Genomic DNA, 24,737 nt, shown 5'->3' on the forward strand with positions numbered 1-24,737 from the left:
GGCAAAGCAGCCTGCGGGCTCATGCCAAGCTCCGGTGGAGTGTGTAGAACAGCAGTTGCTCGTCAAGCAGGCCGACCGCGTGTTCATGGGTGCACGCCGGCGCTTCGCGCCGCCCTGCGAGAGGGGTTCGCCCGCCTTCGGGCGGCCGGACGACGGGCTCGTTCCACGCCAGGATCGCTCTGGCGTAGGTGGCCGTGGCGCGTGCGACGGTGGCGGGCACCGCCTTCAGTGCGCCCGGATCGAAGCGCACGATGCCGTGCATTTCGTCGGCCGTGAAGCCCAGGCGCCGGCCATCGAGGCCGATCACCACCAGGCGCTGCGATCCCAGGCGTTGCCGTGGCGCATGACCGGTCCCGGTCGAGTGCGCCAGGCCAAGCACGCTGCCGAGTGACACGCAAACCAGCAGTTCACCGCGCACATTGGCAACACCCTGCACGATACCGCCGCGCCGGTTCGGCAGCGAATGAATTGCAGGCAAGGCAGCAACCTCCCGGAACACCGGCGTCGGCAAAGCCAGCCATTCGGCACCGATGCGAAAGATGACCACGGAGTCCACGTCCTGCCCAGCCTCGGGCGCCTGCGCCATGTGACGCGTGCAATCGGCGAGGTAGCCGGGCGGAGCTTCCCGGTCCAGCAGGGCCGATGCGGCGGCAGCGTGGACCGGACAGCGGCTGCAGTGCACGTGCTGCCTCAGTTCCGCGCAGGAGCGATCGCCGCGCACGCCGATGCGGTTCCAGCAATCGTCGATGGCGGCATGCGCCGGGCCGGCAGCGAGGGTAGACGCGGCGTGCATCTCAGGCCCCGCCGCCTTGCTGCAGCCGGCTCGCGCGCCGCTGCAAGCGTTGCGCGCCGGCCGCATCGCCCTGCTTTTGCAGCAACAGGGCGAGGTGGACCAGCGCCTCGTGGTGATTCGGTTCCAGGTAGAGCGCCTTGCGGTACTGATCGGCGGCATCGTCCGTCTTGCCACTCGCATCGCGCACCAGGCCGAGCAGGTTGTACGCCTCGGCCGTGGGACCGCGCTCGCGCAGATGCGCTTCGCAGAGCGCCGCAGCCTCGGCCAGGTGCCCCTGGTCGGCAAGGCGCCGCGCGCGGTCGATGCCCGTTGTCGCTTCAGCCCGCGCAGCCGTTCGCGGCGTGGCGGCAGGCGGCGCCACCCGGGGCCGGGCGGGCCGTGGGGCCGCGGCCGCTGGTGCCAGCGCACGAATGGGCCTGGATGGCGCCGGGGTTGCGCGAAGCGTCGTGCCACCACCGGGGGCGGACCCCTTGCGGAAGGCAAACGCGAGTGGCAGCTTCGCTGAGACGAAACCGTGGTCCGACAGCAGGGCCGTTTCGGAAGGGCCGACGAACAGCCACCCGCACGGCGTGAGCAGCCGGCCCAACACCGCGATGGCACGGTCTTGCGTGACGCGGTCGAAATAGATCAGCACGTTGCGGCAAAAAATGACGTCGTACAGTTCCGCCTCGGCCACGAGACCGTCCAGCAGGTTGCCGTGCCGAAACTTCACCAGCCGCTGCACCGCGTCGGCCGGGCTGTGGCCGCCCGCGGTCGCGACGAAGTGGCGATCACGGAAAGCCAGGTCGCCGCCGCGAAACGAGTTGCGGCCGTACACCGCCCCCTGTGCCCTCGCCAGCGCGCGGTGGCTGATGTCGACGGCATCGATGCGCAGCGCGCTTGCCGGGAAGCCGGCGTCGAGCAACGCCATGGCCATCGAATAGGGCTCCTCCCCCGTGGAGCACGGCACGCTCAGCAAGCGCAACACGCCCTGTGCCTGGCGTGGCGACCGCTCATCGCGGAGCAGGCGCGCCAGCGCCACGAAGGATGCGGGGTCGCGGAAGAACCAGGTCTCCGGAACGACCACCGCCTCGATGAGTTCCTGCAACTCGGTGCCCGAGCCGCTGAGCCGATCCCAATAGCTCCGCGCGTCCGCCAGCCCGCAAGCCGACACCCGCTCCTGCACCGCGCGCTCGACGGACGCCGAACCGATGGAGGCCGCATCCAGGCCCATCTTCTGCTTCAACAATTGCTCGAAACGGGCGGTGTCCATCACGCTGCCTTGGCCTCATCGAACAACAGCGCACGCAGCGGCGCCGGGAGCAGGCGCTGCACCTCGATGCGCTGGATCAGCCCGCGCGCGTCGGCGGTCACCGGCCCCAGATAGGACGCTGCGCCAACGCTCACGCCGGCCGCAACGAAGTCCGCCGGGTCACGGCGCAGCGTTTCCGTCGCCCTTTCGGCCAGCAGGCCGAGCAGGTGCGGCCCGTCGACAGGGTCGGGGAACTGCACGAGCACGATGCGCGTGCTCAGGCGCGCCGCCGCCGGGCACCCGAGCGCGAGTTCGCTCAGGTCGATGACCGGCACCGGGACACCCCGGTATTGGCACAGGCCGGCCACCGCCGGCGGCGCGTGGGGGATCGCCTTCACGCCCAGCCGCGGCAGCACGGCGACGACCTGGCCCGCGTCTAGCGCGTAGCGTTCACCGCCCAGCTGAAAGAGGAGGAACAGCATCCGGCTGGCCCTCGCACCTCAAGCCTTCACCAGTTTGAAGCGCGAGACGCCGCTGCGCAGCACGCCGGCCGCCTGGTGCAAGCCGTCGATCGCCTGGCCCGACTGGCGCAGCGAGTCGACTGTCTGCTGGGCAGCTTCGCTCAGCTGTGTCAGCGCCTGGCTGATCTGCTCGGCCCCGGTCGCCTGCGCCTGCACGCCCTCGCTGACCGCATCGAAACGCGGCGCCAACGCCTGCACCTGCGCGATGATCTGCGACAGCTGCGCGCCAACCTCCTGGACCTCCTGCATGCCGCGGCGCACCTCCTCGGAGAACTTGTCCATGCCCATCACGCCGGCCGACACGGCGGACTGCATCTCCTTGACCATCTGCTCGATGTCGTAGGTGGCCACGGCGGTTTGGTCGGCGAGCCGGCGGATCTCCGTGGCCACCACGCCGAAGCCGCGCCCGTATTCGCCGGCCTTCTCGGCCTCGATGGCAGCGTTCAGCGACAGCAGGTTGGTCTGGTCGGCCACCTTGGTGATGGTGGTGACGACCTGATTGATGTTGCCGGCCTTGTCGCTCAGTACGGCGAGTTTGGCGTTGATCGACCCTACCGCCTCCATCACGTTGTGCATGGTCTCGGTCATGCGCCGCAAACCTTCCTGCCCGCCGCCCGCCAGCAGGGCAGTCTCCTCGGCGACCTGCGACACCTCGCTCATCGTCTTCACCAGTTCGCGCGAGGTGGCGGAAATTTCCTTGGACGTGGCGCCGATCTCGGTGGTCGTCGCGGCGATTTCGCTGGCGGTGGCCTGTTGCTCCTTGGACGTGGCGGCGATCTCGGTCGCCGAGGTGTTGACCTGGATGCCAGACTGCTGGACCTGGCCAAACAACACCATCAGTTGCTCCGTCATCCGATTGAACCCCTGCGCCAGCGTGCCGAACTCGTCGCGCCGCTCCAGGTCCATCCGCTGGGTCAAGTCACCGGTGCTGATCGCGTCGGTGGCCGTGAGCAACCGGCCCAGCGGCCGGGTGATCGATCGCAGCAGGACGTAGCCGAGCGCCAGCGCCAGCAACAGCGCCGCGGCGAGGCTGACCACGATGGCAATGTTGGCCACCGCGACCGATCTGGTGATCTCCCGGCCTGACTCCTCGCCATCCGCCATGTTGTAGTTGACGAGGGATTGCACGGCGGCGCGGACCTTCTCGAACTGCGGATCGAGCTGGCCGTGCAGCAGTGCCCGGGCTTGTTCGTTCTTCTTGGCCGCGCTCAGCTTCAGGATGTCCTCCTGCGTTCGCAGGTAGACATCGGCAGCGTGAAGGCTCTTGAACGCCTCGTAGTTCTCGCGATCCCCGGCCGTGAAGATGGTGGCCTCGTAGCTCCTGGCCAGGTTCTCGAGCCTTGCCCGGTTGCCCAGCAGTTGCGACTCGACCTTGCGGGCCTCGGCTTCATCCGTCTCGAACACCTGCGCCTGGGTCAATGCGAAGTTCTCTTGCCAGGCGACCATCAGTTGACTGCTGTGCAACATGCCGGGCAGGGCCTCCTTCTGAATGACGGTCGCGTCCTGCGCCACGCGCGCGAGGCAGGCGTAGGCGACAGCGCCCATGACGATCATCAACGCCAGCACGGCTGCGAAGCTGGCGAGAATGCGGTGTCGTATGGTCCAGGCGTCCATGAAGTTCGGCTCCCTCACCATGGATTGCGCCTCACCCGGCCCCGGCGGACAGGTCGACGCGATGCACTGGACCATACTCTCTATCCGACGCGCTTTCCATGTGCCGCCACACATAGCGAGTTCACCCAGCCGACTCGTCACGGCGGGGCGAAAACTGGCCGCCCAACATGAGCGAACACCTTGACCGCGACCCCGAGCATGGCTGTCGACCGTGAAGGGGGCGCGGCTGCACCTCGGGTTCAGACGGTCAGGTAGCCACCGTCCACGGGCAAGGTCACGCCAGTGATGTAGCCGGCGGCAGGCGAACAGAGAAAGACGATGGCGTCGGCCACGTCGGCCGGCTGCCCCCAGTGCCCGAGCGGCGTTCGATCCATGATTCTCCGGCTCGCTTCCTCGTCGCGAGCAAGCCCCTCGGACAGCGGTGTGGTGATCCAGCCCGGAGCGACGGCATTCACACGAACTTTCGCAGCGGCATAGGATTGCGCCAGGGACTTGGTCAGTTGGACCACGCCACCCTTGCTTGCCGCATAGGCGGGCCGATCCGCGCTGCCGAAGGTGCTGAACATCGAGGCGACATTGACGATGCAGCCGCGGGCATGGATGAGCGCAGGCACAGCGAGGCTGCAGGCGCGCATGATCGACGTGAGGTTGACGTCCAGCACGTGCTGGAACACGTCAAGCTCGTACTCCGCCCGATCGCGGCTGATTCCGGCGCAGTTGACCAACACATCGATCGAGATCTCTTTCGACAGCACCGCCTGCAGTGCCGGCCCATCGGTCACATCGAGTTCGATGCAACGGATCCGGTCGTGCACTGGCGCGTGCTTTCCGGCGGCTTGCAGGCCCACCGCCAGCACGTTAGCGCCCAACTCCGCCAGGCGGAGCGCGGTGCCGGCGCCGATCCCCGACGTCCCGCCCATGACGATTGCACGTCGTCCCTCAAAGAGCGTTGCACTGAAAGTCATGCCATATCCTCCCCATTCGGTGCGACCAGAACCTTGACCTGGTCCTTGTCGGCAAGTAGCGCGTTGAAACCCTGCGATACCGCCTGCGCAAGCGATACCTTCCTCGTGACAATCGCGGACGGGTCGATCAGGCCCCTGGCCGTCCACGCCATCAGCGTCGGAAAGACATCCCTGTAGCCGACGCTTGCAGTCAGCCGCAGCTCACGGTTGACGATGTCGAAGACGTCGATTTGGGCCTTTCCCATCAAACCAACGAGCACGGCCTCGCCGCCCTTGCGGACACACGCCAGCGTTGAATCGAGCGAGGCCTGTGAGCCGGCCACTTCGAACGCGATGGCCGCCCCTCGGCCCGAGGTCGCCGCGAAGACCGTGCTGGCGCTGTCCTCGCGGGAGGCATTCACGGCCCTGCTGGCGCCCATGGCGCCCGCCAGCGCCAGGCGGTTGGCATGCACATCCACCGCGATGATCTCGCCGGCGCCGCATTGACGCAGCATGGCAACCGTCAGCAGGCCGACAGGCCCCATGCCGAACACCGCGCAGGCGTCACCTGCTCGCAGCCCACTGGTGCGCACGGCATGCAAAGCAACGGCGGCGGGCTCGAGCGCGGCGGCTTGATCAAAGCGCACTTCGTCCGGAAGCCGGTGGACCATGTACGCGGGCACCACCACTGATTCCGCCAGCCCGCCGTCGCCCATGAGACCGGCAAATCCCATTGAAATGCAGCGGTTGTACTGCCCTTGGCGACAGTACAGGCACTCCCCGCAACGGTACGCCGGTTCGATCGCGACACGCCTGCCGACTTCGATCTCCGGGTCCACGGACTCGACCACCACGCCGCAGAACTCGTGGCCCAACGTCAACGGCGCGCACCGGCCCGAGATCGGATGCGGGCGTTCGATGGGAATCGCATGCGGCCCGTCGGCGTACTCGTGCAAGTCGCTCCCGCAGATGCCGCAGTACGCGACCCGAATGCGCACCTCGCCAGGCCGCAATTCGCACGCCACCAGGTCCACCAATCGCAGATCCCGCGGCCCGTGCCAACGCAGTGCCTTCATCGCGGTCACCGGAACAGTGTGTCTACATGAGCTGCGCCGATGCCGACCTTCTCATAGTGCTCGCGGCACAGCTGAATGTAGTCATGCACGTCGAAGTGCCCAGTGGAGACGCCCTTCTCGTCGAGCCAGATCAGGGGCCCCTTGACGATGAAGAAAACGCGCATCGGATCGGGGTGCTCATAGGAGACCAGCGTGTGACCCTCACCGGGCGTTTCGTACACGAAGCTTCCGGCCGTTGCGATCCAGTCATGCTCGAGATAGCCCCACTTGCCAGAAATCGTGAACGCGAAGACCTCATGGGGGTGGTAGTGGCGGTTGACGAGCCCCGGCTTGTCGGCGCGCAGCACATCTGCCCATCTGTTCTCGCTGGGAGATATCCACAACGGCCGCGAGAAGACGGTTTCGCTGAGGGGCACGTAATAGCGCAAGTCGTCCGTCGCTGCATTCGCGATGTGCACCTCTGGCTTGGCGTCTGGCTTGAACACATCAGCGATTGGCGGAATGTTTCGCCAGAATTCGGATTCGACAGTCATCGTTGCCCCCCTGCAAGCGGTGTGAGTAGGGCGACTTTGTCTTCAACTGAACGCGGCTGCTGTTCCAGGCGCGACGAGTTGTTTGCGTCACATGGACAACGCAGCAGAGCCTCAGGGATTGCCCTGATGAGCACCCTGCTTGCCGCTGCCGACCGACTGTTAGCATGAGATGCACTGACCGGTTGCCGCGGTCGGCTTCTTGCCAGCCCTATGCAATCCCTCGTCACTGAAGAACGCCGCTTTGTCCCCTTGAAGGAAGGGGCGACGGAGCTCGCACCGGCGCGGGAACGCTTGCGCTATTGGGAGTCGTACACCACGTCGGCGTTGATCGGTCTTCGCTGTTCTACGTACGCCGAGGAAGGGCTCCATGCACGGCAGCGGAACTTCGACCTCGGCGCACTTCGCATTGCCGACATTGTCGGGAACGAACACGTTGTGGAACGCACGATGCCCATCGTGCGCCGCCACCCGAAACATTCGCTGTTTGCCTGCATGCTGTTGGAGGGCGAGGCCTTCTTTTACCAATCCGGCCACTGCACCCTCGTTCACAGCGGCGATCTCATCATCTACAGCACGGAGAAGCCGTATCTCTACGGGTTCACACGGCCGATGCGTCAGTTGATGATCGACATCAAGGCAGACGAAGTGCTTGATTCCGGCGACGAGATTTCCCAAGCATCGATGCTCAAGATCGATGGCAGCCTTCGCGCGGGGCAATTGCTGATCCAGCCGCTGAGGGACGGGATCCTGGGTTTCATGGACGACCCGCTGTCCGTGTTGGCACCGGCCGTGCATCGCGAGGTGCGGGCGAGGTTGCGGCTGCTCCTGGAACCGAGGGGGCATGGTACGCCCCGAGGCGACGACGTCATGGCCCTGCGCCTCCTGAGGGCTGAGCGTTTCATCGCTGAACATCTTGCTGAACGCGATCTCGACGCTGAGGCCGTCGCAAACCACATGGCCATGTCGCTGCGCAACTTGAACCGCGTGTTCGAAAGGCACGAATGCAGTGTCACGCAGTGGATCTGGCAAGAACGCCTCGTGTTGGCGCATCGGCAGCTCGCCGAGCTGGGCCATTCCGCCCGCTCCATCGGTGACATCGCGTTGGGTTGTGGCTTCTCTACGCAAGCTCACTTCGCACGCGAGTTCAAGCAGCGCTACGGTTCCACACCGACGCAACATCGACAGGCTTCAGTCGGTGCCGGCCCATCCGATCGGACCTGACGCGGCGCGCCGGTCCTTCAGACCTCCGTCAGCTGCCGGAACACCGATGCCGGTTGCGCGCACCCGAACTCACGGCCCAGCTCGGCGTACTCCTGTTCACTGCCGAGGCCCGCGAACAGTGGTGACCACAGGAAGACGCGGGCATAGATGCGGCAGCGTGATTCGCCGGAACTGACTTGCGGCGACAGCCGAAGCGACGCCTTGAGCGACGCGATGTCCTGGCGCACACCAGCCATGCGCAGACCGCCTCCGGCCGGACTGTCGATCAACAGCGTCTCGGCCGCCATGCCATGGGTACGCCGCTGCCATTGCGCATCGCCGGACAGCCGAGGCACGCCCACGCGCGCAAAGCTCGTCCACGCGTCACCCATGGCCTGCGCCACGGCGCGCCGCCCGGCTCGATTGGATGAGGTATTGATGCCGAAGATGTCCAGCTCGCCCGCTGTGTCACGGAAGGCGAACGCCATCTCCATGCCGTGCGCCGCGCCAAGCAGAATGTCGGGCCGCACGAACGGAACGGCAGGTGCTTCATCCCAGTCGAAGCGGTAGGTCCACACGTCGGCGTGGCCACCGGCCAGCATCGCATCCGCAGGTTCTTCGACATGCAGCGAGCGCCAGGCCTGTGAGTAGAAATTCGATTCGGTGATGTACTCGGCGCGATCGCGCAGCAAAGGCAGTTTGCCGAACAGCAGCCGCACGTGCTCTGGTTTGTCCGCCAGGAAGGTGCGGTACTCGTCGCGGTTGCTGCCGATGATCACCGGCACGCGGTTCCATGCGCCATGGCGGAAGACCTCGGGCAGTGGGTCGAGCGGCAGCACGACACCGTCGCGCACGGGACGTGGGCTCAAGCAGATGCCGACGCTCCCTGGCTTGAAGACGCTCAACAGTTCTTCGGGCTTGAGTGAGCGCAGCCAGGTCGCCAGGTCGGTTGCTGGCGTGGCATGCAGTGCCTGATCGGCGGCATCCACATCCGGCGCCTTGCCGGCCGCTGTCCACAGCCGGGCGACCACTTCGCGGGCGCTGGTACGTTGGCTTTCCAGCGGCAAGTCATTGCGCTCGGTGGCCTCGTGAACACTGAATGTTTCGGCCACGGGCGACTGTGCGATGGCGCGCTGGAAGAGTCCAGCGGCCAGCGGGCTGGCCAGCAGCGTCAGCACGTTCTGGCCGCCGGCCGATTCGCCGAAGATCGTGACGCAGCCCGGGTCGCCGCCGAAGGCGGCAATGTTGTCGCGCACCCAACGGAGGGCGGCGATCAGGTCCAGCGTGCCGAAGTTGCCCGAGCGCTCTTCGGCCGTGCCCGAGTCCGCCTCGTGCAGCGCGGGATGACGGAACCAGCCGAGCACCCCGAGCCGGTAGTTGACGGTGACGACGACCATGCCGTCGTGCGCTGCGTAGTTGCGTGCGGCGTCGTAGCTGGCGGCAGTGCCCACTGCGTTGCCTCCACCGTGGATCCACACCATCACCGGCCGGCGCTGGACGCCTGCGGGCACGGCGTCCGATGCCCAGGCGGGCGCGAAGATATTCAGCGAAAGGCAGTCCTCGTCGCCCACGATGCGGCCGTACAGCTTGGCCGGCACCGGCGCGAGCAAGCCCGCGTACTGCGGAGCCATCGGCCCATGCGCCAGTGCGTGGAACACGCCGTCCCACGCTGATGCCGGCTGCGGTGCACGCCAGCGCAGCGGACCCGTGGGCGCCTGTGCGTAGCGGATGCCACGCCAGGCATGTGTGCCGTTGGCTTCTTGCGAGCCGATCAATTCCCCGCCGGCCGCGCGGCGACGGGTATCAGCGTGCGGCGTACGGATCGATTTGTGCATCACGTGTACTTCCATTGTTGTGTTCGGCATCCCATCGGCGCAGTGCCGGGGACGCTCACTTCCGTCAGCACCGCGATCGGCGACCGTCCGCTTCTTCATGCAAGGTAGCTGCCGTGCAGGATTTCCGGCTGGTCACGCAGCGTCTGCGCCGCGCCCGACCACGCCGTCCGGCCCCGCTGCAGCACACACGCACGGCTCGCGAGCGTCAGCGCGAGCGTGGTGAACTGCTCGATCAACAGCACGCCGACCCCATCGGCGGCCACCTGCCGCAAGACTTCGGCGAGGCGCCGCACGACCAGCGGAGCGAGGCCGAGCGACAACTCGTCTACCACCAACACCTTGGGTCGCGCGAGCAGAGCCTGTGCCATGCAGACCATCTGCTTTTGTCCGCCGGACAACGAGCGCCCTGATTGCGCGAGCTTGGCTTCGAGTTCCGGAAAGGTCTTCAGCACACGCGCGATGGCCGGCTCGACCTCGGCGCCGGGCAGGACCATCGCGGCGGCCCGCAGGTTGTCGTGCACCGACAAGCTGCCGAGCAGGTGGTGGCCCTCGGGCACGATGGCCAAACCGGCGCGCCGTACCGCGTCAGGCGCGAGGCCCTCGAGCGCGACGCCGTTGACGCTCACGCGGCCCTGCCCGCGCGCAATGGCTCCGGCCAGCGCGAGCACGATGCTCGACTTGCCGGCACCGTTCGGGCCGAGCAGCGCGACGATCTCTCCGGCCGCGACGTCGAGGTCGAAGCCGTGAACGACGGCCTTGCCGCCGCGCGAAACACTGAGTTGGCGAACTTCAAGCATGCTGCGTCCGTGTAGGGTCAAGCGCCGAGGTAAGCCTGGCGAACGGCCGGGTCGTCGAGCACCGCGCGCGTGGTGCCCAGCGCAAGCCGGCGACCGAAGTCCAGCACCAGCGTCTGGGTACAGATGGCGGCAATCAGGTCGACGTCGTGATCGATCAGCAGCACCTGGGCGCCGAAAGCATCGGGAATCGCTGCGATGGCCTCGCGCAGCACGCGCGACTCGCGTTCGTCGAGCCCTGCGCCCGGCTCGTCGAACAGGATCAGGCGCGGCACGCCCACCAATGCCTTGGCCACTTCGACCATGCGGCGCCGGAACAGGTCGAGCTCGGCACCCGGCACCGCGGCGCAATCGAGCAGCCCGGCGTGCTCGAGCGCCCGGTGCACCTGGACGTCGGCCTGGTCGCGGGGATGCGGCACGTGGTCGAGCATGGATTGCACGTTGCCCCAGACGCTCAGGTCCTCCACCACCTGCTCGGTCTGGAACGAGCGGCGCAGGCCGAAGCGCACGCGGCGCGCGGTGTCCATGCGGAGCAAGGCCGCGCTGCCCACGTGCACCTCGCCCGCGCGGGCCTGCACGAAGCCGCTGAGCAAGTTGACGAGGGTGGTCTTGCCCGCGCCGTTCGGGCCGATCAGGCCACACACCGGGGCGTCGAGCACCGCATCGAGCGCATCGATCGCAACGACGGCACCAAAGGCCACGGTGAGGCCACGGATCTCGATCATGTCCGCCCCTTTGTCATCCGGCGCTGCACAGCGGCGAGCCACTGGCCGGCCAGTCCGCGCGGCGCCGTGATCAGCGCATGCAGCAGCGCGGCACCGAAGAACACCATGGCCAGGTACCCGTTGACACCCAGGTCGACCAGCAGCGAGGGCACCGCGCGCAACAGGAGGCCGGCGACGAGCGCGCCACCCCAGTGGTAGGCGCCCCCGATCAGCGACAGCGCGAACAACATCACCGACTCACTGGCGGCGAACGCGCGGCCATCGAGCTGGCCCACGGCACCGGCCAGCAAGGCGCCCGCAACGCCCGCGCACACGCCAGCGAGGCCGAAGGCCCAGGTCTGGTACAGCAGCACGTTGACCCCCGCGCCTTCGGCCACCGCCTCGCCGCGGCGAATCAACGCCCACGATCGGCCAGCCCGCGTACGCCGGTGCAGTTCCAGCAACGCCAGCATGGCGGCGAGCCACGCGGCCACGTAGGCGAAGTACGCGCCCTCGCCCTGCGCGATGGCAGGACGCGGCAACATCAACCGCTCGCTGCCACTGATGCGCCCGAGAAAGCCCGCGCCGCCATCGGGAAAGCCCGTCGCGCTGATCACGACCTGGAAGCCACCTGCCAACATCAGTGTCACCAGGGCCAGGTACAGCCCCTTCAAGCGCAACGCCGGCAGCCCGGCCAGCATGCCCACCACACCCGCAGCCAGCCCACCGGCGCACACACAGGCCTCGAACGGCCAGTGCAGCCCATGGCCCACGCGCAACGCGACCCACCCCCCGACGCCAAGCAAGGCGTACTGGCACAGGCTCACCAAACCCAGCTGGCCGTACAGCAGCGCCACGCCAGCGGCCGCGATGGCGAGCGCCAGCGAGGAAGTCAAGGTCTTGATCCAGTAGGCGTTGGCCAGCCAGGGCACCAGCGCGCCGATGGCCAGTACGACCAGCACCATTCGCAGCAGGGCCATGCGCGCGGCACGCCGCTCGCGTCGGATGGCGTCGGGCGTCATCGGGGGACCCTTCGGCCTGTCGGTGGGTCCCGCCACGCGGGAATGTGCCCCTTCGGGCGGCAGGACGGAGCTCATGCTTTGCGGGAGGCGTCGCGCCACAGCACGATGGCCAGCAGCGCAATGATGAAAGGGGTGGACGTGCGAAATGCCGAGAAGCCCGGCACCAGCACGGCGACCGCCTCGAGCATGCCGATCACCAGCCCGGCCGCGACGGTGACTGGAAGCGACGACAAGCGGCCGATGATCGCCGCAGCGAAAGCCGGAATGACGAGGAAGGTCAGCACCGTCGCTTGCAGGCGCACGATGTTGGCCAGCAGGAGTCCGCACACGCCAGCGAAGGCACCCGAGATGACCCAGGCCGCGGTATCCACCTGGAGCACGCGGATGCCCAGGATGGAACTCAGGCCGCGCTGATCGGCCAACGCCCGCATCGCCAGGCCGATGCGCGTGCGGGCCAGCAGCAGGCCCACCGCGGTCATCATCGACACCGCGGCAGCCAGGCCGAGAACACGGGTATAGGTGAGCCGCACATCGGCGAACTCGAGCGCCCCCGCATCGGTGGGCAGCACGAGCCGGCGCGGCTGCTCGCCCCAGAACCATTCGGTGAAGCCGAGCACGACGAGCGCCAGGCCCAAGGTGCCGATCGAGCGCACCGTGGGTTCGCGTTCGGCCAGGCGCGGCGCGAGCAGGCGGCCATAAATCAACGAGATGGCAACCGAGGTGGCCACCGCGGCCAGTGCAGCCAACGCCAGCGGCCAGTCGTGGTCCAACGCCGACCAGGCCACGTAGGCCGCCACCGCGCCGAGGGCGCCGAACGCAAAGTTCAGCACCCCCGACGAGCGGTACAGCACGACCAGCCCGACGCCCGACAGCGCATAGACCGCGCCAACGCCGAGACCGGAGATCAGGAATGGCAACAGATCGGGCATCGCAGCCTCACAGCCCGAGCTTCTTTTCCTGCTCGCGCAGGTCGTTCAGTTCGGGATCAGCGGCCGTCAGGCAGCCATTGCTGACCTGCTTGAAGCCATTGCCGCTGACCTGCGAGATCGGGCCGCTGCTGTTGGCGTTGTGGCGCGCGCCGTCGCCCACGTAGAACGGCCGGCACAGGATGTCGCTCTTGAAGCCCTTGACGTTGCGCAGCGCGGTGCTGACGCTGGCGCGGTCGATCTTCTTCGGGTCCATCTTCAGCAGTGCTTCGGTCGCGATGCGTGCCGCCAGGTAGCCCGCCTGCGCGAACGAATCGCGCGGATCGCTCTTGGCGCCGTAGGCTTCCATCGTCGCCTTCCAGTTCAGGTTGTCCACGCCGGCCGACTCCACCGGCATGAACTCCAGGTGGATGTCGAAGTTGCCGTTCCAGGCCGAACCGATGGTCTTGGGCACGTCGAAGTTGTAGGCCGGCGTGCTGGAGACGAAGTGCATCTTCTTCGCCAGGCCCTGCTGTTCGGCAGCAGCGAGCATCGGCACCAGGATGCCCTTGGGCACGTTCAGGATGATCGCGTCCGGCTTCTTCGCGGCCGCCTGCAGCATCGTGGAGGTGGCGTCAGGCGAACCCGGATCGATGGCGATCACGTCCACCTCCACGCCGTTGGCCTTGCCCCAGTCCTTCGCACCATCACAGGCCCAGTTGCCCAGGCTCGGGATGTTGGGGATCACACAGACCATCTTCCTGGCCTTGTACTGTTGCGCGGCATACATCGCAACAACCGTGGCCGAGACACGCGGGCCGGCGTTCACCGGCACGTAGTTCTTTGCGAAGAAGCACTCGCGCGGCACGCCAACGCCGGCGATGACCATCACGTTTTCCTGTGCGTACAACTTGGCGTTGACGCCGCACTCGACGAAGCTCGAGCTGCCCACCATCGCGAGCACCTTGCGGTCCTTCACCAGTTTGGCGGCGGCCTGGGCGGCGACCTCCGGATTCCACTGGTCGTCGACGATCGTCAGTTCGACCGGCCGGCCGTTGATGCCGCCATTGGCATTGACGCACTTGAAATAGGCTTGCGAGGCCAGCGCCGAAGCGCTGAAGTCGTCGGGCCCGGTCTTGCCCACGACGGCGCCGAGTGCGATCGGTTCACCGCTCGCGGCCTTGCCGTTGTTGAGCCCGCAGACAGGCTTGCCTTGGGCCATCGCGGCGCTCGTGGCGAGCAACGCGGTGATGGCGAGGATGCGATTCAATGGGAACTTCATGATTCGTCTCCAGGGTTCAGAAGGGCAGGATCGTCTTGATCCACAGCGCACTGCCTTCGGGCCGATTGCGCACTGACATCTCGCGCTGCCACTTGGCGGTGATGAACCAGCCCTTGCCGTTGTCGTACTTCATCGTCGGGCCGATCGCGAACGCGCTCGCCTTGCTGTCGGGAAGCGATGCACCGGCGCTGGTGTCGTTGGAGAGTTGGCGCATCGCGAAGCCGCCCGCGCCGAGCACCCACCCGTTGCCCAGGCCCCAGCCGGCGGCGTAGTCGAGGTAGACCTCGTTGCCGGACCGGTAGTCGGTGTCGCCGTTGCGCTGGTTGAAGTTGAACGTGAGCTTGAAGTCGCCATTGAAGCCGGCCGGGTCGATCTGGCTGACCGCGACCAGCGGCTGGAGCGACCAGTAGTTGCGGCCGATGTTGGCCACGTCTCTTTGGTCGTAGCGCCCCAGCGGCGCGACCAAGTCGAACCCCAGCACGCTGTGCAGGCTGGGCGAGTGGTGAAAGCCCAGGGCCGGGCCGAAGGTGATGTCGCCCAGGCCGGTCTTGCGCTGCGACAGGCCCGGCACCTCGACCTTCAGGTCCACCAGCGGCACGATGGCGTGGTACATCAGGTTGCCGCCGGCCACCATGGTCGGCGTGGACCACACCAGGCGCGTGGCCACCACATTGGCCGCCACCTTGAACACGGGCAGAGGCACGTCGTCGCCACTGCCGTCCTTGAGCTTGTCGGCGCGATGGATGTTGCCGTACTCCAGCACATAGAAGCCGGGCGGCGGCGCCGCACCGGTCAGAAAGTTCTCCACGCCTCCGGGGTAGCTCGACCCGCCTCCTTCGCCTGCCTGAGCGACAGGTGCGACACAGACCAGTGCCATCGCCGCAGCCGCGGCGGGCATTCCCAAATTCCTCATCTTGTCTCCAGGTAGTTAGAAATCGCCGGTGTGTCAGACCGACATGCAAACGCTCTTCACTTCGGTATAGGACTCGACGGCTGCGCGGCCCAGATCGCGGCCGATGCCGCTCTGCTTGTAGCCGCCGAACGGCATGTTGGCGTCGAGCATGTTGTGGGTGTTGACCCACACGGTGCCGGCCTTCAGCCGCGGCACGATGCGATGCACAGCCGACAAATCGTTCGACCAGACGCTCGCCGTGAGCCCGAAAGGCGAGGCGTTCGTTTGCCGGATCACGTCCTCGACGTCGTCGAAGGGCATCGCCGCGAGCACCGGGCCGAACACTTCGTCGCGCACGATCTGCATCGTGGGGTTCACATCGACCAACACGGTGGGCTCCACGAAGCAGCCGGCGTCGCGTGCGCGCTTCCCGCCAGTCAGCGCGGTAGCACCCGCGATGCGTGCCCCCTCGAGGAAGCCCATCACCCGGTCGAAATGCCGGCGCGAGACCAATGGCCCGAGCTCCGAGGCAGGGTCGAATCCCGAGCCGATGCGCATGCCCTCGGCAAGCCGCGCCACTTCGTGCACGACCTTGTCGAACAAGCTGCGGTGCACGTACAACAGCGAGCTGGCGGCGCAGACTTGCCCCTGATTGAAGAAGATGCCCATGGCAGCACCCCTGGCCGCGGCGGCCGGGTCGGCATCGGGCAAAACGATCATGGGCGACTTGCCGCCGAGTTCCAGCGTGAACCGCGTCATGTGGTCCACCGCGGCGTGACCGATGGCGCGTCCCGTGGGCGTGGAGCCGGTGAAGCTGATCTTGTCGACGCCCGGGTGCGCACACAGCGCGGCACCCGTGCCGCCGCCGCCGCACACGACATTCAGCACGCCGGCCGGCAGGCCGGCTTCGATCGCCAGCGCTGCAAGGCGAAGCGCGGTCAGCGGCGTCTCTGGCGATGGCTTGACCACGACCGTGCAGCCAGCGGCCAGCGCCGGCGCGATCTTCCACAGCGCGATGGCGAGCGGGAAGTTCCACGGCACGACCGCCGCCACGACACCGACGGGCTCGCGCTGCGTGTACGTGTGGTACCGGGCGCCGGGCGGAAACGGAATCGAGTTCTGCAGCGTGCTGCCCTCGATCTTGGTGGCCCAGCCCGCCATGTAGCGCACGAACTCGGCGGAGAAGCCGACGTCGATCATGCGCGCCACGCCCTGCAGTTTGCCGCCCTGCAGCGTTTCCATCGCGCTGAGCTCGTCGCCGTGCTCCTCGATCAGTTGCGACAGGCGAAAGAGGATGCGCTCGCGGTCGGCCGGCCGCATGCGTGACCAAGCGGAATCTTCCAGCGCGCGGCGCGCGGCTGCCACGGCAGCGTTCACATCGTGTTCATCACTGTCGGGCGTCTCGGCCACGACCATCTCGGAGGCGGGATCGACCACCTCGATGCGCTTGCTGGCGTGGGCCTCGCAAAGGGCGCCATCGATGAAGTTGCCGTGGCTGCGCTGCGACAGGAAGCTGATGCGAGCCAGTTCCTGCTGAGTAAGGTCTTGGGTGTTCATGGGGCGTGGTGGGTGGTGGGTCGTTGAAGGAGACCGCCGCCGTCAGCGTGCGAGCATCAGCTCGGCCCCGCGCTCGGCGATCATGATGGTTGGCGCGTTGGTGTTGCCACTGCAGATCGTGGGCATCACGGAGGCGTCGCACACGCGCAGCCGGCCGACACCATGCACGCGCAGCTGCGGGTCGACGACGGCCATCGCGTCGGTTCCCATGCGGCAGGTGCCCACCGGGTGGTACACGGTCTTGGCGTACTGCCGCACGAATTGCTCGAGTTCCGCGTCGGGCATGTGCTCGTCCGGGCCGGGATAGAGCTCTTCTGCAATGACCTTGTTCAACGAAGGCATGCGGAGAATTCGACGTGCGAGCTTCAAGCCGCGCACGAGGGTGTCCACGTCTTCCTGCGCGCTGAGGAATCCGCCATCGAACTCCGCCTGCGCCATCGCGTCGGCACTCTTCGCTCGCACGCGGCCCCTTGACTTCGGCCGCAGGAAACACGGGTCGATCGAGATGCCATGGACCTCGGGCATCGGCCGGTCCACGTCACCCACCAGCACCGGCAGCACGTGGAACTGGATGTCCGGCCGGCCGCTCCCTGTCGTGTCGACAAAGCCACCGCTCTCGACGACGTTGGAGGTCAACAGCCCGGTCTTGAACAGCTCCCACTGGAGGCCATGCTTCAGCGCCGTGAGGCCCTTGTCCTGCCCGAGGAGACTGATCGGGTCCCGGCAGCGGCCGTGCACAATGACCTCGAGGTGGTCCTGGAAGTTCTCCCCGACACCCGGCAGGTCGTGCTGCACCGGCACGCCAATCTGCCGCAGGTGTTCCGCCGGGCCGATGCCGGAGACGTGCAACAGCTTGGGGCTGGCCAAGGCGCCCGCGCTGAGAACGACCTCGCGGTTCGCCGTTGCACGCTTCGTCGTGCCGTCGCCCAGCCGGTACTCCACACCGGTCGCCTGGCCGCCGGCCATCGTCACGCGGAGCACGTGCGCACCGTTGACCACGGTGAGCTTCGGGTCACCTTGCACGGCAGCGAGGTAGGTCGCCGCCGTGCTGCCACGCATGCCATCGATCGTCGTGGTCTGGTAGAAGCCCACCCCGTCCTGGCGACCGCTGTTGAAGTCGTCGTTGTATGGCAGCCCCGCTTCCTGGGCCGCCTTGAGGAAGGCCAGGCTCAACGGATGGCGAAACTTCGTGTCACTGACCCGCAGCGGCCCATCAGTGCCATGCATTTCGCCGGACAAGCGCATGTTGCTCTCGGCGCGCCTGAACATGGGTAGCACGTCTTTCCACGCCCAGCCCGTGCAGCCCGCTTCGGCCCACGCGTCGTAGTCCGCCGCCGCCCCGCGGATGTAGATCATCGCGTTGAGTGAACTGCCTCCGCCGTTCATGCGGCCTTGCGGCACGTACATCTTGCGGCCATTGGCATGCGCCTGCGGCGTGGTTTCGTAGACCCAGGAACGTTCCGTGCCGATCACTCGCACGAAGGTCGCGGGCATCTTGACGAACTTCACCGCATCGGTCGGCCCGGCCTCGAGCAACAGTACCGAGTGGCCTGCCTTGACGAGACGGTGTGCAATGACGCAACCGGCCGAGCCGGCTCCGACGACGATGTAGTCAACAACTTGCTTGTCCAACGTGAAGTCTCCGTGTCCATCGACCCTGCACAGAAGATGCTGTTCGGGTCGTTGGAAGGTATCGTCGTGAACAAGCGGTCGCAGCCCAAGCAACTTCGTTGGGTATGCGCTGTAAATCAATCCGAAGTGCGCGTTGGCGACTTCGACGCACGTTTCAAGCTAACCGGGACGAGACTGTCGCTCGCCCCACCCCATCGGGCGACTCAGCCAGCTGCCGTATAGGCCGTTTTCACGGTGGTGTAGAACTCGCGCGCATAGGTGCCTTGTTCGCGCGATCCGTAGCTCGAGCCTTTGCGGCCGCCGAAGGGCACGTGGTAGTCCACGCCGGCGGTCGGCAGGTTGACCATCACCATCCCGGCCTCGGCATGCTGCTTGAAGTGCGTGGCGTGCTTCAGCGAGGTGGTGCAGATGCCCGACGCGAGGCCGAATTCGGTGTCGTTGGCGATGAACAGCGCCTCGTCGTAGTCCTTCGCGCAGACCACGCTGGCGATCGGGCCGAACACCTCCTCGCGGTTGATGCGCATGGCCGGCGTCGTCTCGGTGATCAAGGCGGGCATCTGGTAGAAACCCTGCTTCTCGCGCTGGAGCGGCTCGCCGCCGAAGGCCACGGTGCCGCCTTCGGCCCTGGCGATGCCGATGTACTTCAGGTTGCCGGCCAGTTGATGCTGGTCGACCACGGGGCCGATGTCGGTGCCGGCCTTCAGCGCGTGGTCGATCTTCAGCCCGGAGAGCTTGTCGATGACCGCGGTGACGAATCGGTCGTGAATCTTCTCCGTCACGATGATCCGGCTGGAGGCGGTGCAGCGCTGGCCGGTGGAGAAGTAGGCGCTTTGCACGGCGGCGTTGACCGCGATGCCGAGGTCGGCGTCGTCGAGCACGACCAGCGGATTCTTGCCGCCCATCTCGGCCTGCACCTTGGCACCTCGCCCGGCGCAGGCCGCAATGATGCGCCGCCCCGTGGCCACCGAGCCGGTGAAGCTGATGGCATCCACCTGCGGCGAATTCACCAGCCCGCTGCCGACCACCTGGCCCGACCCCATCACGAGGTTGAACACGCCCTTGGGCACGCCGCAGCGGTGCAGGATGTCGGCCAGCGTCCAGCCGCAACCGGGCACCAGCTCGGCCGGTTTGAAGACGACGCAGTTGCCGAACGCGAGGGCCGGCGCGATCTTCCAGGCCGGGATCGCGATCGGGAAGTTCCACGGCGCGATCAGCCCGACCACGCCGAGCGGCTGGCGGAACACTTCCACGCCCACCCCCGGCCGCACCGAAGGAACCACCTCGCCGCCGCAGCGCAAGGCCTCTCCGGCGAAAAACTTGAAGATCATCGCCGCGCGCACCGTCTCACCGATGCCTTCGGGCAGCGTCTTGCCCTCCTCGCGCGACAGCAGCCGGCCGATCTCGTCCTTGCGGGCGAGGATCTCGCTTCCGACCGCATCGAGCAGGTCGAAGCGCTGCTGCGGCGTGCTGCGGCTCCAGGCCGGGAACGCCGTGCGCGCGGCGGCGATGGCCGCTTCGGTCTGGCTCGCGTCGGCCTGCGCATACAGGCCGATCACATCGCTGGTGTCCGAGGGGTTGATGTTGGGCAGCTCGCTGGTACCGGCGATCCATTCACCATGGACCAGGTTGTGAAAGCTCGTCATGTTCATTTGCCCCAGCGAAGCACCATTGGGTCGAGGCGCCGTGCCGTCTCGATCAGCCCGGCACGCGTGTCGGGATGCAGGGCGGGCAGCGGGTGGCGCGGCGCCTCGCAGGCGATCACGCCGCCTTCCTTCATCAGCGCCTTCGCAGCCAGCAGTCCGCACTGGCGGTTCTCGTGGTTGATGAGGGGGAGCCAGCGCTGGTACTCGGCCACGGCGGTCTCACGGTCACCGCGGGCGTAGGCGTCGACGATGAGGCGAATGCCGTCGGGATAGGCCCCGCCGGTCATCGCGCCGGTGGCGCCGGCATCGAGGTCGGGCAGCAGCGTGATCGCCTCTTCGCCGTCCCACGGCCCCTCGATCGCGCTGCCACCGATGCGGATCAACTCGCGAAGTTTCGATGCGGCACCAGCGGTCTCGATCTTGAAATAGGCGACATGCTCGATCTCGTGCGCCATGCGCGCGAGGAAGGCCGCCGACAGCACGGTGCCGCTGGCCGGTGCGTCCTGGATCATGATGGGAATGTCGACCGCATCGGACAGGCGCGCGTAGAACTCGTGGATCTGCGGCTCTGGCACGCGGAACGTGGCGCCGTGGTACGGCGGCATCACCATCAGCATTGCCGCGCCCATGGCCTGCGCGCGCCGGCTGCGTTCGGCGCAAACCGCGGTGCTGAAGTGCGTGGTCGTGACGATCACCGGCACGCGGCCGTCCACGTGCTCCAGGATCGTCCTGGTCAAAACCTCGCGCTCGTCGTCGCCCAGCACGAACTGCTCGGAAAAGTTGGCCAGGATGCAGATGCCGTTGCTGCCGGCATCGATCATGAAATCGATGCAGCGCTTCTGGCTCGCGAGGTCGAGCGCTCCGGTGTCGGCGAAGGTGGTGGGCGCGACCGGAAACACGCCCCTGTAGCGTGGTGAGCTGGGCTGGTTCATGGTGTCACTCCACGATGTTGAACTGGTCGAGGTACTCGGTCTTCAACGTCAGGCCCAGGCCCGGCGTGTGGTCGTCGAGTTGCAGGAAGCCGTTCTCCGCGGCCGGATCGCCGTCGAAGATGTAGTAGAAAAGCTCGTTGCCGACCTCCACGTCGTGGACCGGGAAGTACTCGCTCATCGGGCAGTTCAGGCTGCTCATGGTGAGGTGGTAGTTGTGCATCTGTCCGGCGTGCGGGATCACCGGCACGCTGTAGCTCTCGCACAGCGCATTGATCTTGTGCGCCATCGTGATGCCGCCCACGCGGTTGGTGTCGTACTGAACCACCGACACCGCCTTGCGGTCGAGCAGCTGCTTGAAGCCGTACAAGCTGAACTCGTGCTCGCCGCCCGAGATCGGGATGCTGGTGAGCTGGTTCAGCTCGGCGTAGCCGTCGATGTCGTCGGCGATCACCGGCTCTTCGAGCCAGCGCGGCTGGTACTTCTCGAGCTTGGGCAGGATGCGCTTCGCGTACTCCAGGTTCCAGCCCATGTAGCACTCGAGCATCAGGTCGTTGTCATACCCGATCACCTCGCGCACCGCCTCGACCGATTTCAGGTTCTCGACCACGCCCTGCTGGCCGTGTGCCGGGCCGTAGCCGAACCGCATCTTGAACGCCCGGAAACCCTGGTCGAGAAACTTCTTCGCCTCGGCCTGCATCTCCTTCAGGTCGGTGCGGTACAGCTTGCTGTAGTAGCAGGGGATCTTCTCCTTGGTGCGCCCGCCCAACAGCTTGAACACCGGCTTGGAGACCGACTTGCCCAGGATGTCCCAGATCGCGATGTCGACCGCCGAGATGGCTGCCATGCCCACGCCCTTGCGGCCCCAGGCGTGCGTGGCGCGGTACATGCGCTGGTTCAGGTACTCGTAGTCCCACGGGTCCTGGCCGATCACCAGCGGTGCGAGGTATTCGTCGATGATGGCCTTGGCAATCCTCGGCGCCAGCGCCACGTTGCCCAGGCCGACGATGCCGTCATCGGTCTCCACTTCCACGACGGTCCAGCCGTGGAAGCGGAAGGTGTTCATCGTGTCTTTGCCGGCAGCATGCCGGTTGGCCTGGTTGTCGTACACCAGGTCCATCGCGTTGGAGCAGAAGTTTCCCTGCGGTGGAACGGTCTTGCCCTTCCACTCGAAGACACGGGCACGCACGGACTTGATTTTCATGGCTTGAGGCTCACTGGTTGGAGGTGGGTTGGCCGAAGAGAGACTGGCCATCGCGGTAGGCACGGCCCATGCGGCAGGCGATCTGGAATGCGTTGGCGGTGGCGTCGACGTTGGCCTTGCCGAGTCCGGCGATGTCGTAGGCCGTGCCGTGGGCCGGCGTGGTGATCGGAACCGGCAGCCCGCCCTGCACCGTGACGCCCTTGGAGAAGCCCATCAGCTTGATCGCGATCTGCCCCTGGTCGTGGTACATGGTCACGATGGCGTCGAGTTCGCCGTCGCGTGCCTTCAGGAAGATGGTGTCCGCCGGATAAGGCCCCGCCACCGGCAAACCGAGCGCACCCAGCTCGCGCACGGCCGGCTCGATGATGTCGATTTCCTCGCGGCCGCAGGTGCCGCCGTCGCCGTTGTGCGGGTTGAAGCCCGCCACCGCGACGCGCGGCTGCGCCACGCCGTTGGCTTGCAGCGAGCGGTAGATCAGGCTCGCGGCGGCCACGATGCGGGCCTTGTCGAGGTACTTCGGCGCGTCCTTGAGCGGCACATGCGACGAGACCCGCGAGGTCCACAGGCCTTCGAGCGTGTTGAACTCGCAGAAGTAGCCGGTCACGCCCAGGTGCTGCGCGAAGTGGTGCAGTTCGTCTTCGTGCTTCAGCCCGCCCTGCTTCATCGCGTGCTTGTTCAGCGGCGCGAAGCAGATCGCGTCGATCTCGCGCGCGAGCGCCGCGTCCATGCAGCGGTCCAGCACCTTCAGCACCGAGGCGCCGCCCGGCGCCTCGGCGCGGGCGCGATGCACCTGCTCGGGCTGCACGGTGTCGATGGCGAGAAAGGCGGGTGTCGCGAGGTCGCTGCGCCCACGCACGGCGGACAGCGAGGCGACCGGCGTAGTCGCCACGCTCATGCCGGCAATGCGTTGGCCGTCGGCCCACAGCCACGGGTCGCCGACCAGCACGACGTTGGCCTGCGCCACCAGGTCACGCCGTGCCAGCAGGCGCGCGATCAATTCCGGCCCGATGCCGGCGGGGTCGCCCAGTGTCAGCGCGACAACGGGTTGGTCTGCAGAGTTTTTCATGGTCACCTCAATCGATTTTGATTCCGCGTTTCTTGCTGATCCCAGCCTAGCGCTTGTATGTGGGATAGGCCTCAATAGAACCACCGCGCCGGCACCATCACCAGCTGCGGGAACAACACGAACAGGAACATCAGCAGCGTCTGCGCCAGCAGGAACGGCCACACGCCCTTGATGACCGTGTCGAGGTTGGTGCGCGCCACGCCGGACACGACGTTGAGCACCGTTCCCACCGGCGGCGTCAGCAGGCCGATGGCGTTGTTCATGATGAACATCACGCCGAAGTAGAGCGGGTCGATGCCGGCCTTGGTGATCACCGGCATCAGGATCGGCGTCAGGATCAGCACCGTGGGCATCAGGTCGAGCGCGGTGCCCACGACGACGACCAGCACCATGATCACGAACATCAGCAGGATCTTGTTGTCGATGAAGGGTTCGAGCAGGGCCGTGGCCTGCGCCGGGATGTCGGCGATCGTGATCAGCCAGGCCGACACCAGCGCGCAGGCCACGAGGAACATCACCGCGCTGGAGGTCTTGGCCGCCGTCAGCATCAGCGCCGGCAGCCTCTTCAGGTCGAGCTGGCGGTAGACCAGCGCGCCGACCAGCAGCGAATAGACCACCGCCACCACCGCGGCCTCGGTGGGCGTGAAGACACCGAACTTCATGCCGCCGATGATGACCAGCGGCAACGCCAGCGCCCACACGCCGTCGACCAGCGCGGCCGCCAGCGCGCGCGGCTCGAACTTCCGCGGCCCGGCGCCGGGTTCCTTCTTGGCGCACAACCACCAGGTGAAAGCCAGCGTCAGCGCCATCATCAGCCCGGGGAACAGGCCGGTGAGGAACAGCTTGGTGATGGACAGCTGCGCCGCGACACCGAACACCACCAGCGCGATCGACGGCGGCACGACCGGCGCGATGATGCCGCCGGCCGCGATCAGGCCGGCCGCGCGCGGCACGTTGTAGCCGGCGTTGCGCATCATCGGGATCAGCAGCGCGGCCACCGCCGCGGTGTCGGCCACCGCCGAGCCGGAGATGCTGGCGACGATCGCAGTCGCGATGATGGCGACGTAACCCAGGCCGCCGCGCACATGGCCGACCAGGGCGTCGGCCACGCGGACAATGCGTTGCGACAGGCCGCCAGCGTTCATCAGCTCACCGGCGAGCATGAAGAACGGAACGGCCATCAGCGGATAGTTGTTCGTGCCTTCGAGCAGGTTCTGCGCAAGGATCTGGGTGTCGAAGTTGCCCAGGTGCAGCATCAGCGCGACACCGCACAGCAACAGCGCAAATGCGATCGGCATGCCCAGGCCCATGGCACCGAGCAGCGACGTGATGAATACCGTGATGGTCATGGCAGTCTCTT

The 24,737-nt window shown here is 66.8% G+C and carries 22 protein-coding genes; 1 reads left to right on the top strand and 21 read right to left on the bottom strand.

Annotated features, from left to right (window positions below; genetic code table 11):
- Window positions 1-19: 19 nt before the first annotated feature.
- From ASC87_RS06250 to ASC87_RS06280, 7 genes are all read right to left on the bottom strand, one after another.
- Entirely contained in the window at window positions 20-793 is a 774-nt protein-coding gene (locus tag ASC87_RS06250) for a chemotaxis protein CheW (RefSeq protein ID WP_082568441.1), read from the bottom strand.
- 1 nt (window position 794) lies between these two features.
- On the bottom strand, window positions 795-2,045 hold the full coding sequence (locus ASC87_RS06255; RefSeq protein WP_056658365.1) for a protein-glutamate O-methyltransferase CheR: 1,251 nt from the start codon (window positions 2,043-2,045) through the stop codon (window positions 795-797).
- Window positions 2,045-2,506 (bottom strand): chemotaxis protein CheW, encoded by a 462-nt coding sequence (locus ASC87_RS06260; protein WP_056658368.1) that lies wholly within the window; start codon window positions 2,504-2,506, stop codon window positions 2,045-2,047. The genes ASC87_RS06255 and ASC87_RS06260 overlap by 1 nt, the downstream gene beginning before the upstream one ends.
- Before the next feature lie 18 nt (window positions 2,507-2,524).
- On the bottom strand, window positions 2,525-4,159 hold the full coding sequence (locus ASC87_RS06265) for a methyl-accepting chemotaxis protein (RefSeq protein WP_056658510.1): 1,635 nt from the start codon (window positions 4,157-4,159) through the stop codon (window positions 2,525-2,527).
- A 239-nt stretch (window positions 4,160-4,398) separates the two neighbouring features.
- Window positions 4,399-5,124 (bottom strand): SDR family NAD(P)-dependent oxidoreductase, encoded by a 726-nt coding sequence (locus tag ASC87_RS06270; protein WP_056658370.1) that lies wholly within the window; start codon window positions 5,122-5,124, stop codon window positions 4,399-4,401.
- The gene (locus tag ASC87_RS06275; RefSeq protein ID WP_056658513.1) at window positions 5,121-6,179 is read right to left on the bottom strand and encodes a 2,3-butanediol dehydrogenase; all 1,059 of its coding nucleotides are present in this window, start codon (window positions 6,177-6,179) and stop codon (window positions 5,121-5,123) included. Before ASC87_RS06275 ends, ASC87_RS06270 begins: the two co-directional genes overlap by 4 nt.
- Before the next feature lie 5 nt (window positions 6,180-6,184).
- On the bottom strand, window positions 6,185-6,712 hold the full coding sequence (locus ASC87_RS06280) for a 2,4'-dihydroxyacetophenone dioxygenase family protein (protein WP_056658373.1): 528 nt from the start codon (window positions 6,710-6,712) through the stop codon (window positions 6,185-6,187).
- Window positions 6,713-6,922: 210 nt separating this feature from the next.
- On the opposite strand from ASC87_RS06280, the gene ASC87_RS06285 reads away from it, so the two are divergent.
- The gene (locus ASC87_RS06285) at window positions 6,923-7,933 is read left to right on the top strand and encodes an AraC family transcriptional regulator (protein WP_056658375.1); all 1,011 of its coding nucleotides are present in this window, start codon (window positions 6,923-6,925) and stop codon (window positions 7,931-7,933) included.
- A 17-nt stretch (window positions 7,934-7,950) separates the two neighbouring features.
- Here the strand turns inward: ASC87_RS06285 and ASC87_RS06290 are convergent, their stop codons facing one another.
- The 14 genes from ASC87_RS06290 to ASC87_RS06355 all read right to left on the bottom strand — a co-directional run bounded on the left by ASC87_RS06290 (window position 7,951) and on the right by ASC87_RS06355 (window position 24,726).
- Complete coding sequence (locus ASC87_RS06290; protein ID WP_235582075.1) at window positions 7,951-9,846, bottom strand: carboxylesterase/lipase family protein; 1,896 nt, start codon at window positions 9,844-9,846, stop codon at window positions 7,951-7,953.
- Window positions 9,843-10,544 carry an ABC transporter ATP-binding protein gene (locus ASC87_RS06295; protein ID WP_056658377.1) on the bottom strand — a complete coding sequence of 234 codons (702 nt, stop codon included), beginning with the start codon at window positions 10,542-10,544 and terminating at the stop codon, window positions 9,843-9,845. Before ASC87_RS06295 ends, ASC87_RS06290 begins: the two co-directional genes overlap by 4 nt.
- Before the next feature lie 17 nt (window positions 10,545-10,561).
- Window positions 10,562-11,266 (bottom strand): ABC transporter ATP-binding protein, encoded by a 705-nt coding sequence (locus ASC87_RS06300; protein WP_056658379.1) that lies wholly within the window; start codon window positions 11,264-11,266, stop codon window positions 10,562-10,564.
- A complete protein-coding gene (locus ASC87_RS06305) occupies window positions 11,263-12,267 on the bottom strand; it encodes a branched-chain amino acid ABC transporter permease (protein ID WP_056658381.1) in 1,005 nt (334 codons plus the stop codon). The genes ASC87_RS06300 and ASC87_RS06305 overlap by 4 nt, the downstream gene beginning before the upstream one ends.
- A 71-nt stretch (window positions 12,268-12,338) precedes the next feature.
- On the bottom strand, window positions 12,339-13,196 hold the full coding sequence (locus ASC87_RS06310; RefSeq protein WP_056658384.1) for a branched-chain amino acid ABC transporter permease: 858 nt from the start codon (window positions 13,194-13,196) through the stop codon (window positions 12,339-12,341).
- A 7-nt stretch (window positions 13,197-13,203) separates the two neighbouring features.
- A complete protein-coding gene (locus tag ASC87_RS06315) occupies window positions 13,204-14,454 on the bottom strand; it encodes an ABC transporter substrate-binding protein (RefSeq protein ID WP_056658386.1) in 1,251 nt (416 codons plus the stop codon).
- Between the two features lie 16 nt (window positions 14,455-14,470).
- On the bottom strand, window positions 14,471-15,262 hold the full coding sequence (locus ASC87_RS06320) for a transporter (RefSeq protein ID WP_235582076.1): 792 nt from the start codon (window positions 15,260-15,262) through the stop codon (window positions 14,471-14,473).
- Between the two features lie 138 nt (window positions 15,263-15,400).
- On the bottom strand, window positions 15,401-16,903 hold the full coding sequence (locus ASC87_RS06325) for an aldehyde dehydrogenase (protein ID WP_056658390.1): 1,503 nt from the start codon (window positions 16,901-16,903) through the stop codon (window positions 15,401-15,403).
- A 42-nt stretch (window positions 16,904-16,945) separates the two neighbouring features.
- Window positions 16,946-18,535, bottom strand: a complete 1,590-nt coding sequence (locus ASC87_RS06330; protein WP_056658393.1) for a GMC family oxidoreductase — start codon at window positions 18,533-18,535, stop codon at window positions 16,946-16,948.
- A 203-nt stretch (window positions 18,536-18,738) separates the two neighbouring features.
- Complete coding sequence (locus tag ASC87_RS06335; protein WP_056658395.1) at window positions 18,739-20,178, bottom strand: aldehyde dehydrogenase family protein; 1,440 nt, start codon at window positions 20,176-20,178, stop codon at window positions 18,739-18,741.
- A 2-nt stretch (window positions 20,179-20,180) separates the two neighbouring features.
- Complete coding sequence (locus ASC87_RS06340; RefSeq protein ID WP_056658397.1) at window positions 20,181-21,110, bottom strand: dihydrodipicolinate synthase family protein; 930 nt, start codon at window positions 21,108-21,110, stop codon at window positions 20,181-20,183.
- Window positions 21,111-21,114: 4 nt separating this feature from the next.
- Window positions 21,115-22,311, bottom strand: a complete 1,197-nt coding sequence (locus tag ASC87_RS06345) for an L-rhamnonate dehydratase (protein WP_056658400.1) — start codon at window positions 22,309-22,311, stop codon at window positions 21,115-21,117.
- Window positions 22,312-22,321: 10 nt separating this feature from the next.
- A complete protein-coding gene (locus tag ASC87_RS06350) occupies window positions 22,322-23,377 on the bottom strand; it encodes a 4-hydroxythreonine-4-phosphate dehydrogenase PdxA (protein ID WP_056658402.1) in 1,056 nt (351 codons plus the stop codon).
- A gap of 71 nt (window positions 23,378-23,448) precedes the next feature.
- A complete protein-coding gene (locus ASC87_RS06355; RefSeq protein WP_056658404.1) occupies window positions 23,449-24,726 on the bottom strand; it encodes a TRAP transporter large permease in 1,278 nt (425 codons plus the stop codon).
- Between the last annotated feature and the right edge of the window lie 11 nt (window positions 24,727-24,737).

It is taken from the genome of Rhizobacter sp. Root1221 (assembly GCF_001425785.1).
Taxonomy (GTDB): Bacteria; Pseudomonadota; Gammaproteobacteria; order Burkholderiales; family Burkholderiaceae_C; genus Rhizobacter.

Excerpts from the sequence above, each read along its gene's own strand:
- ASC87_RS06305 (WP_056658381.1), bottom strand. The coding sequence starts at position 12,267 with ATGACGCCCGACGCCATCCGACGCGAGCGGCGTGCCGCGCGCATGGCC.
- ASC87_RS06265 (WP_056658510.1), bottom strand. The coding sequence starts at position 4,159 with ATGGACGCCTGGACCATACGACACCGCATTCTCGCCAGCTTCGCAGCC.
- ASC87_RS06290 (WP_235582075.1), bottom strand. The coding sequence starts at position 9,846 with ATGAAGAAGCGGACGGTCGCCGATCGCGGTGCTGACGGAAGTGAGCGT.
- ASC87_RS06270 (WP_056658370.1), bottom strand. The coding sequence starts at position 5,124 with ATGACTTTCAGTGCAACGCTCTTTGAGGGACGACGTGCAATCGTCATG.
- ASC87_RS06345 (WP_056658400.1), bottom strand. The coding sequence starts at position 22,311 with ATGAAAATCAAGTCCGTGCGTGCCCGTGTCTTCGAGTGGAAGGGCAAG.
- ASC87_RS06340 (WP_056658397.1), bottom strand. The coding sequence starts at position 21,110 with ATGAACCAGCCCAGCTCACCACGCTACAGGGGCGTGTTTCCGGTCGCG.
- ASC87_RS06350 (WP_056658402.1), bottom strand. The coding sequence starts at position 23,377 with ATGAAAAACTCTGCAGACCAACCCGTTGTCGCGCTGACACTGGGCGAC.
- ASC87_RS06275 (WP_056658513.1), bottom strand. The coding sequence starts at position 6,179 with ATGAAGGCACTGCGTTGGCACGGGCCGCGGGATCTGCGATTGGTGGAC.
- ASC87_RS06315 (WP_056658386.1), bottom strand. The coding sequence starts at position 14,454 with ATGAAGTTCCCATTGAATCGCATCCTCGCCATCACCGCGTTGCTCGCC.
- ASC87_RS06285 (WP_056658375.1), top strand. The coding sequence starts at position 6,923 with ATGCAATCCCTCGTCACTGAAGAACGCCGCTTTGTCCCCTTGAAGGAA.
- ASC87_RS06250 (WP_082568441.1), bottom strand. The coding sequence starts at position 793 with ATGCACGCCGCGTCTACCCTCGCTGCCGGCCCGGCGCATGCCGCCATC.
- ASC87_RS06310 (WP_056658384.1), bottom strand. The coding sequence starts at position 13,196 with ATGCCCGATCTGTTGCCATTCCTGATCTCCGGTCTCGGCGTTGGCGCG.
- ASC87_RS06355 (WP_056658404.1), bottom strand. The coding sequence starts at position 24,726 with ATGACCATCACGGTATTCATCACGTCGCTGCTCGGTGCCATGGGCCTG.
- ASC87_RS06335 (WP_056658395.1), bottom strand. The coding sequence starts at position 20,178 with ATGACGAGCTTTCACAACCTGGTCCATGGTGAATGGATCGCCGGTACC.
- ASC87_RS06300 (WP_056658379.1), bottom strand. The coding sequence starts at position 11,266 with ATGATCGAGATCCGTGGCCTCACCGTGGCCTTTGGTGCCGTCGTTGCG.
- ASC87_RS06260 (WP_056658368.1), bottom strand. The coding sequence starts at position 2,506 with ATGCTGTTCCTCCTCTTTCAGCTGGGCGGTGAACGCTACGCGCTAGAC.
- ASC87_RS06280 (WP_056658373.1), bottom strand. The coding sequence starts at position 6,712 with ATGACTGTCGAATCCGAATTCTGGCGAAACATTCCGCCAATCGCTGAT.
- ASC87_RS06325 (WP_056658390.1), bottom strand. The coding sequence starts at position 16,903 with ATGAACACCCAAGACCTTACTCAGCAGGAACTGGCTCGCATCAGCTTC.
- ASC87_RS06295 (WP_056658377.1), bottom strand. The coding sequence starts at position 10,544 with ATGCTTGAAGTTCGCCAACTCAGTGTTTCGCGCGGCGGCAAGGCCGTC.
- ASC87_RS06255 (WP_056658365.1), bottom strand. The coding sequence starts at position 2,045 with ATGGACACCGCCCGTTTCGAGCAATTGTTGAAGCAGAAGATGGGCCTG.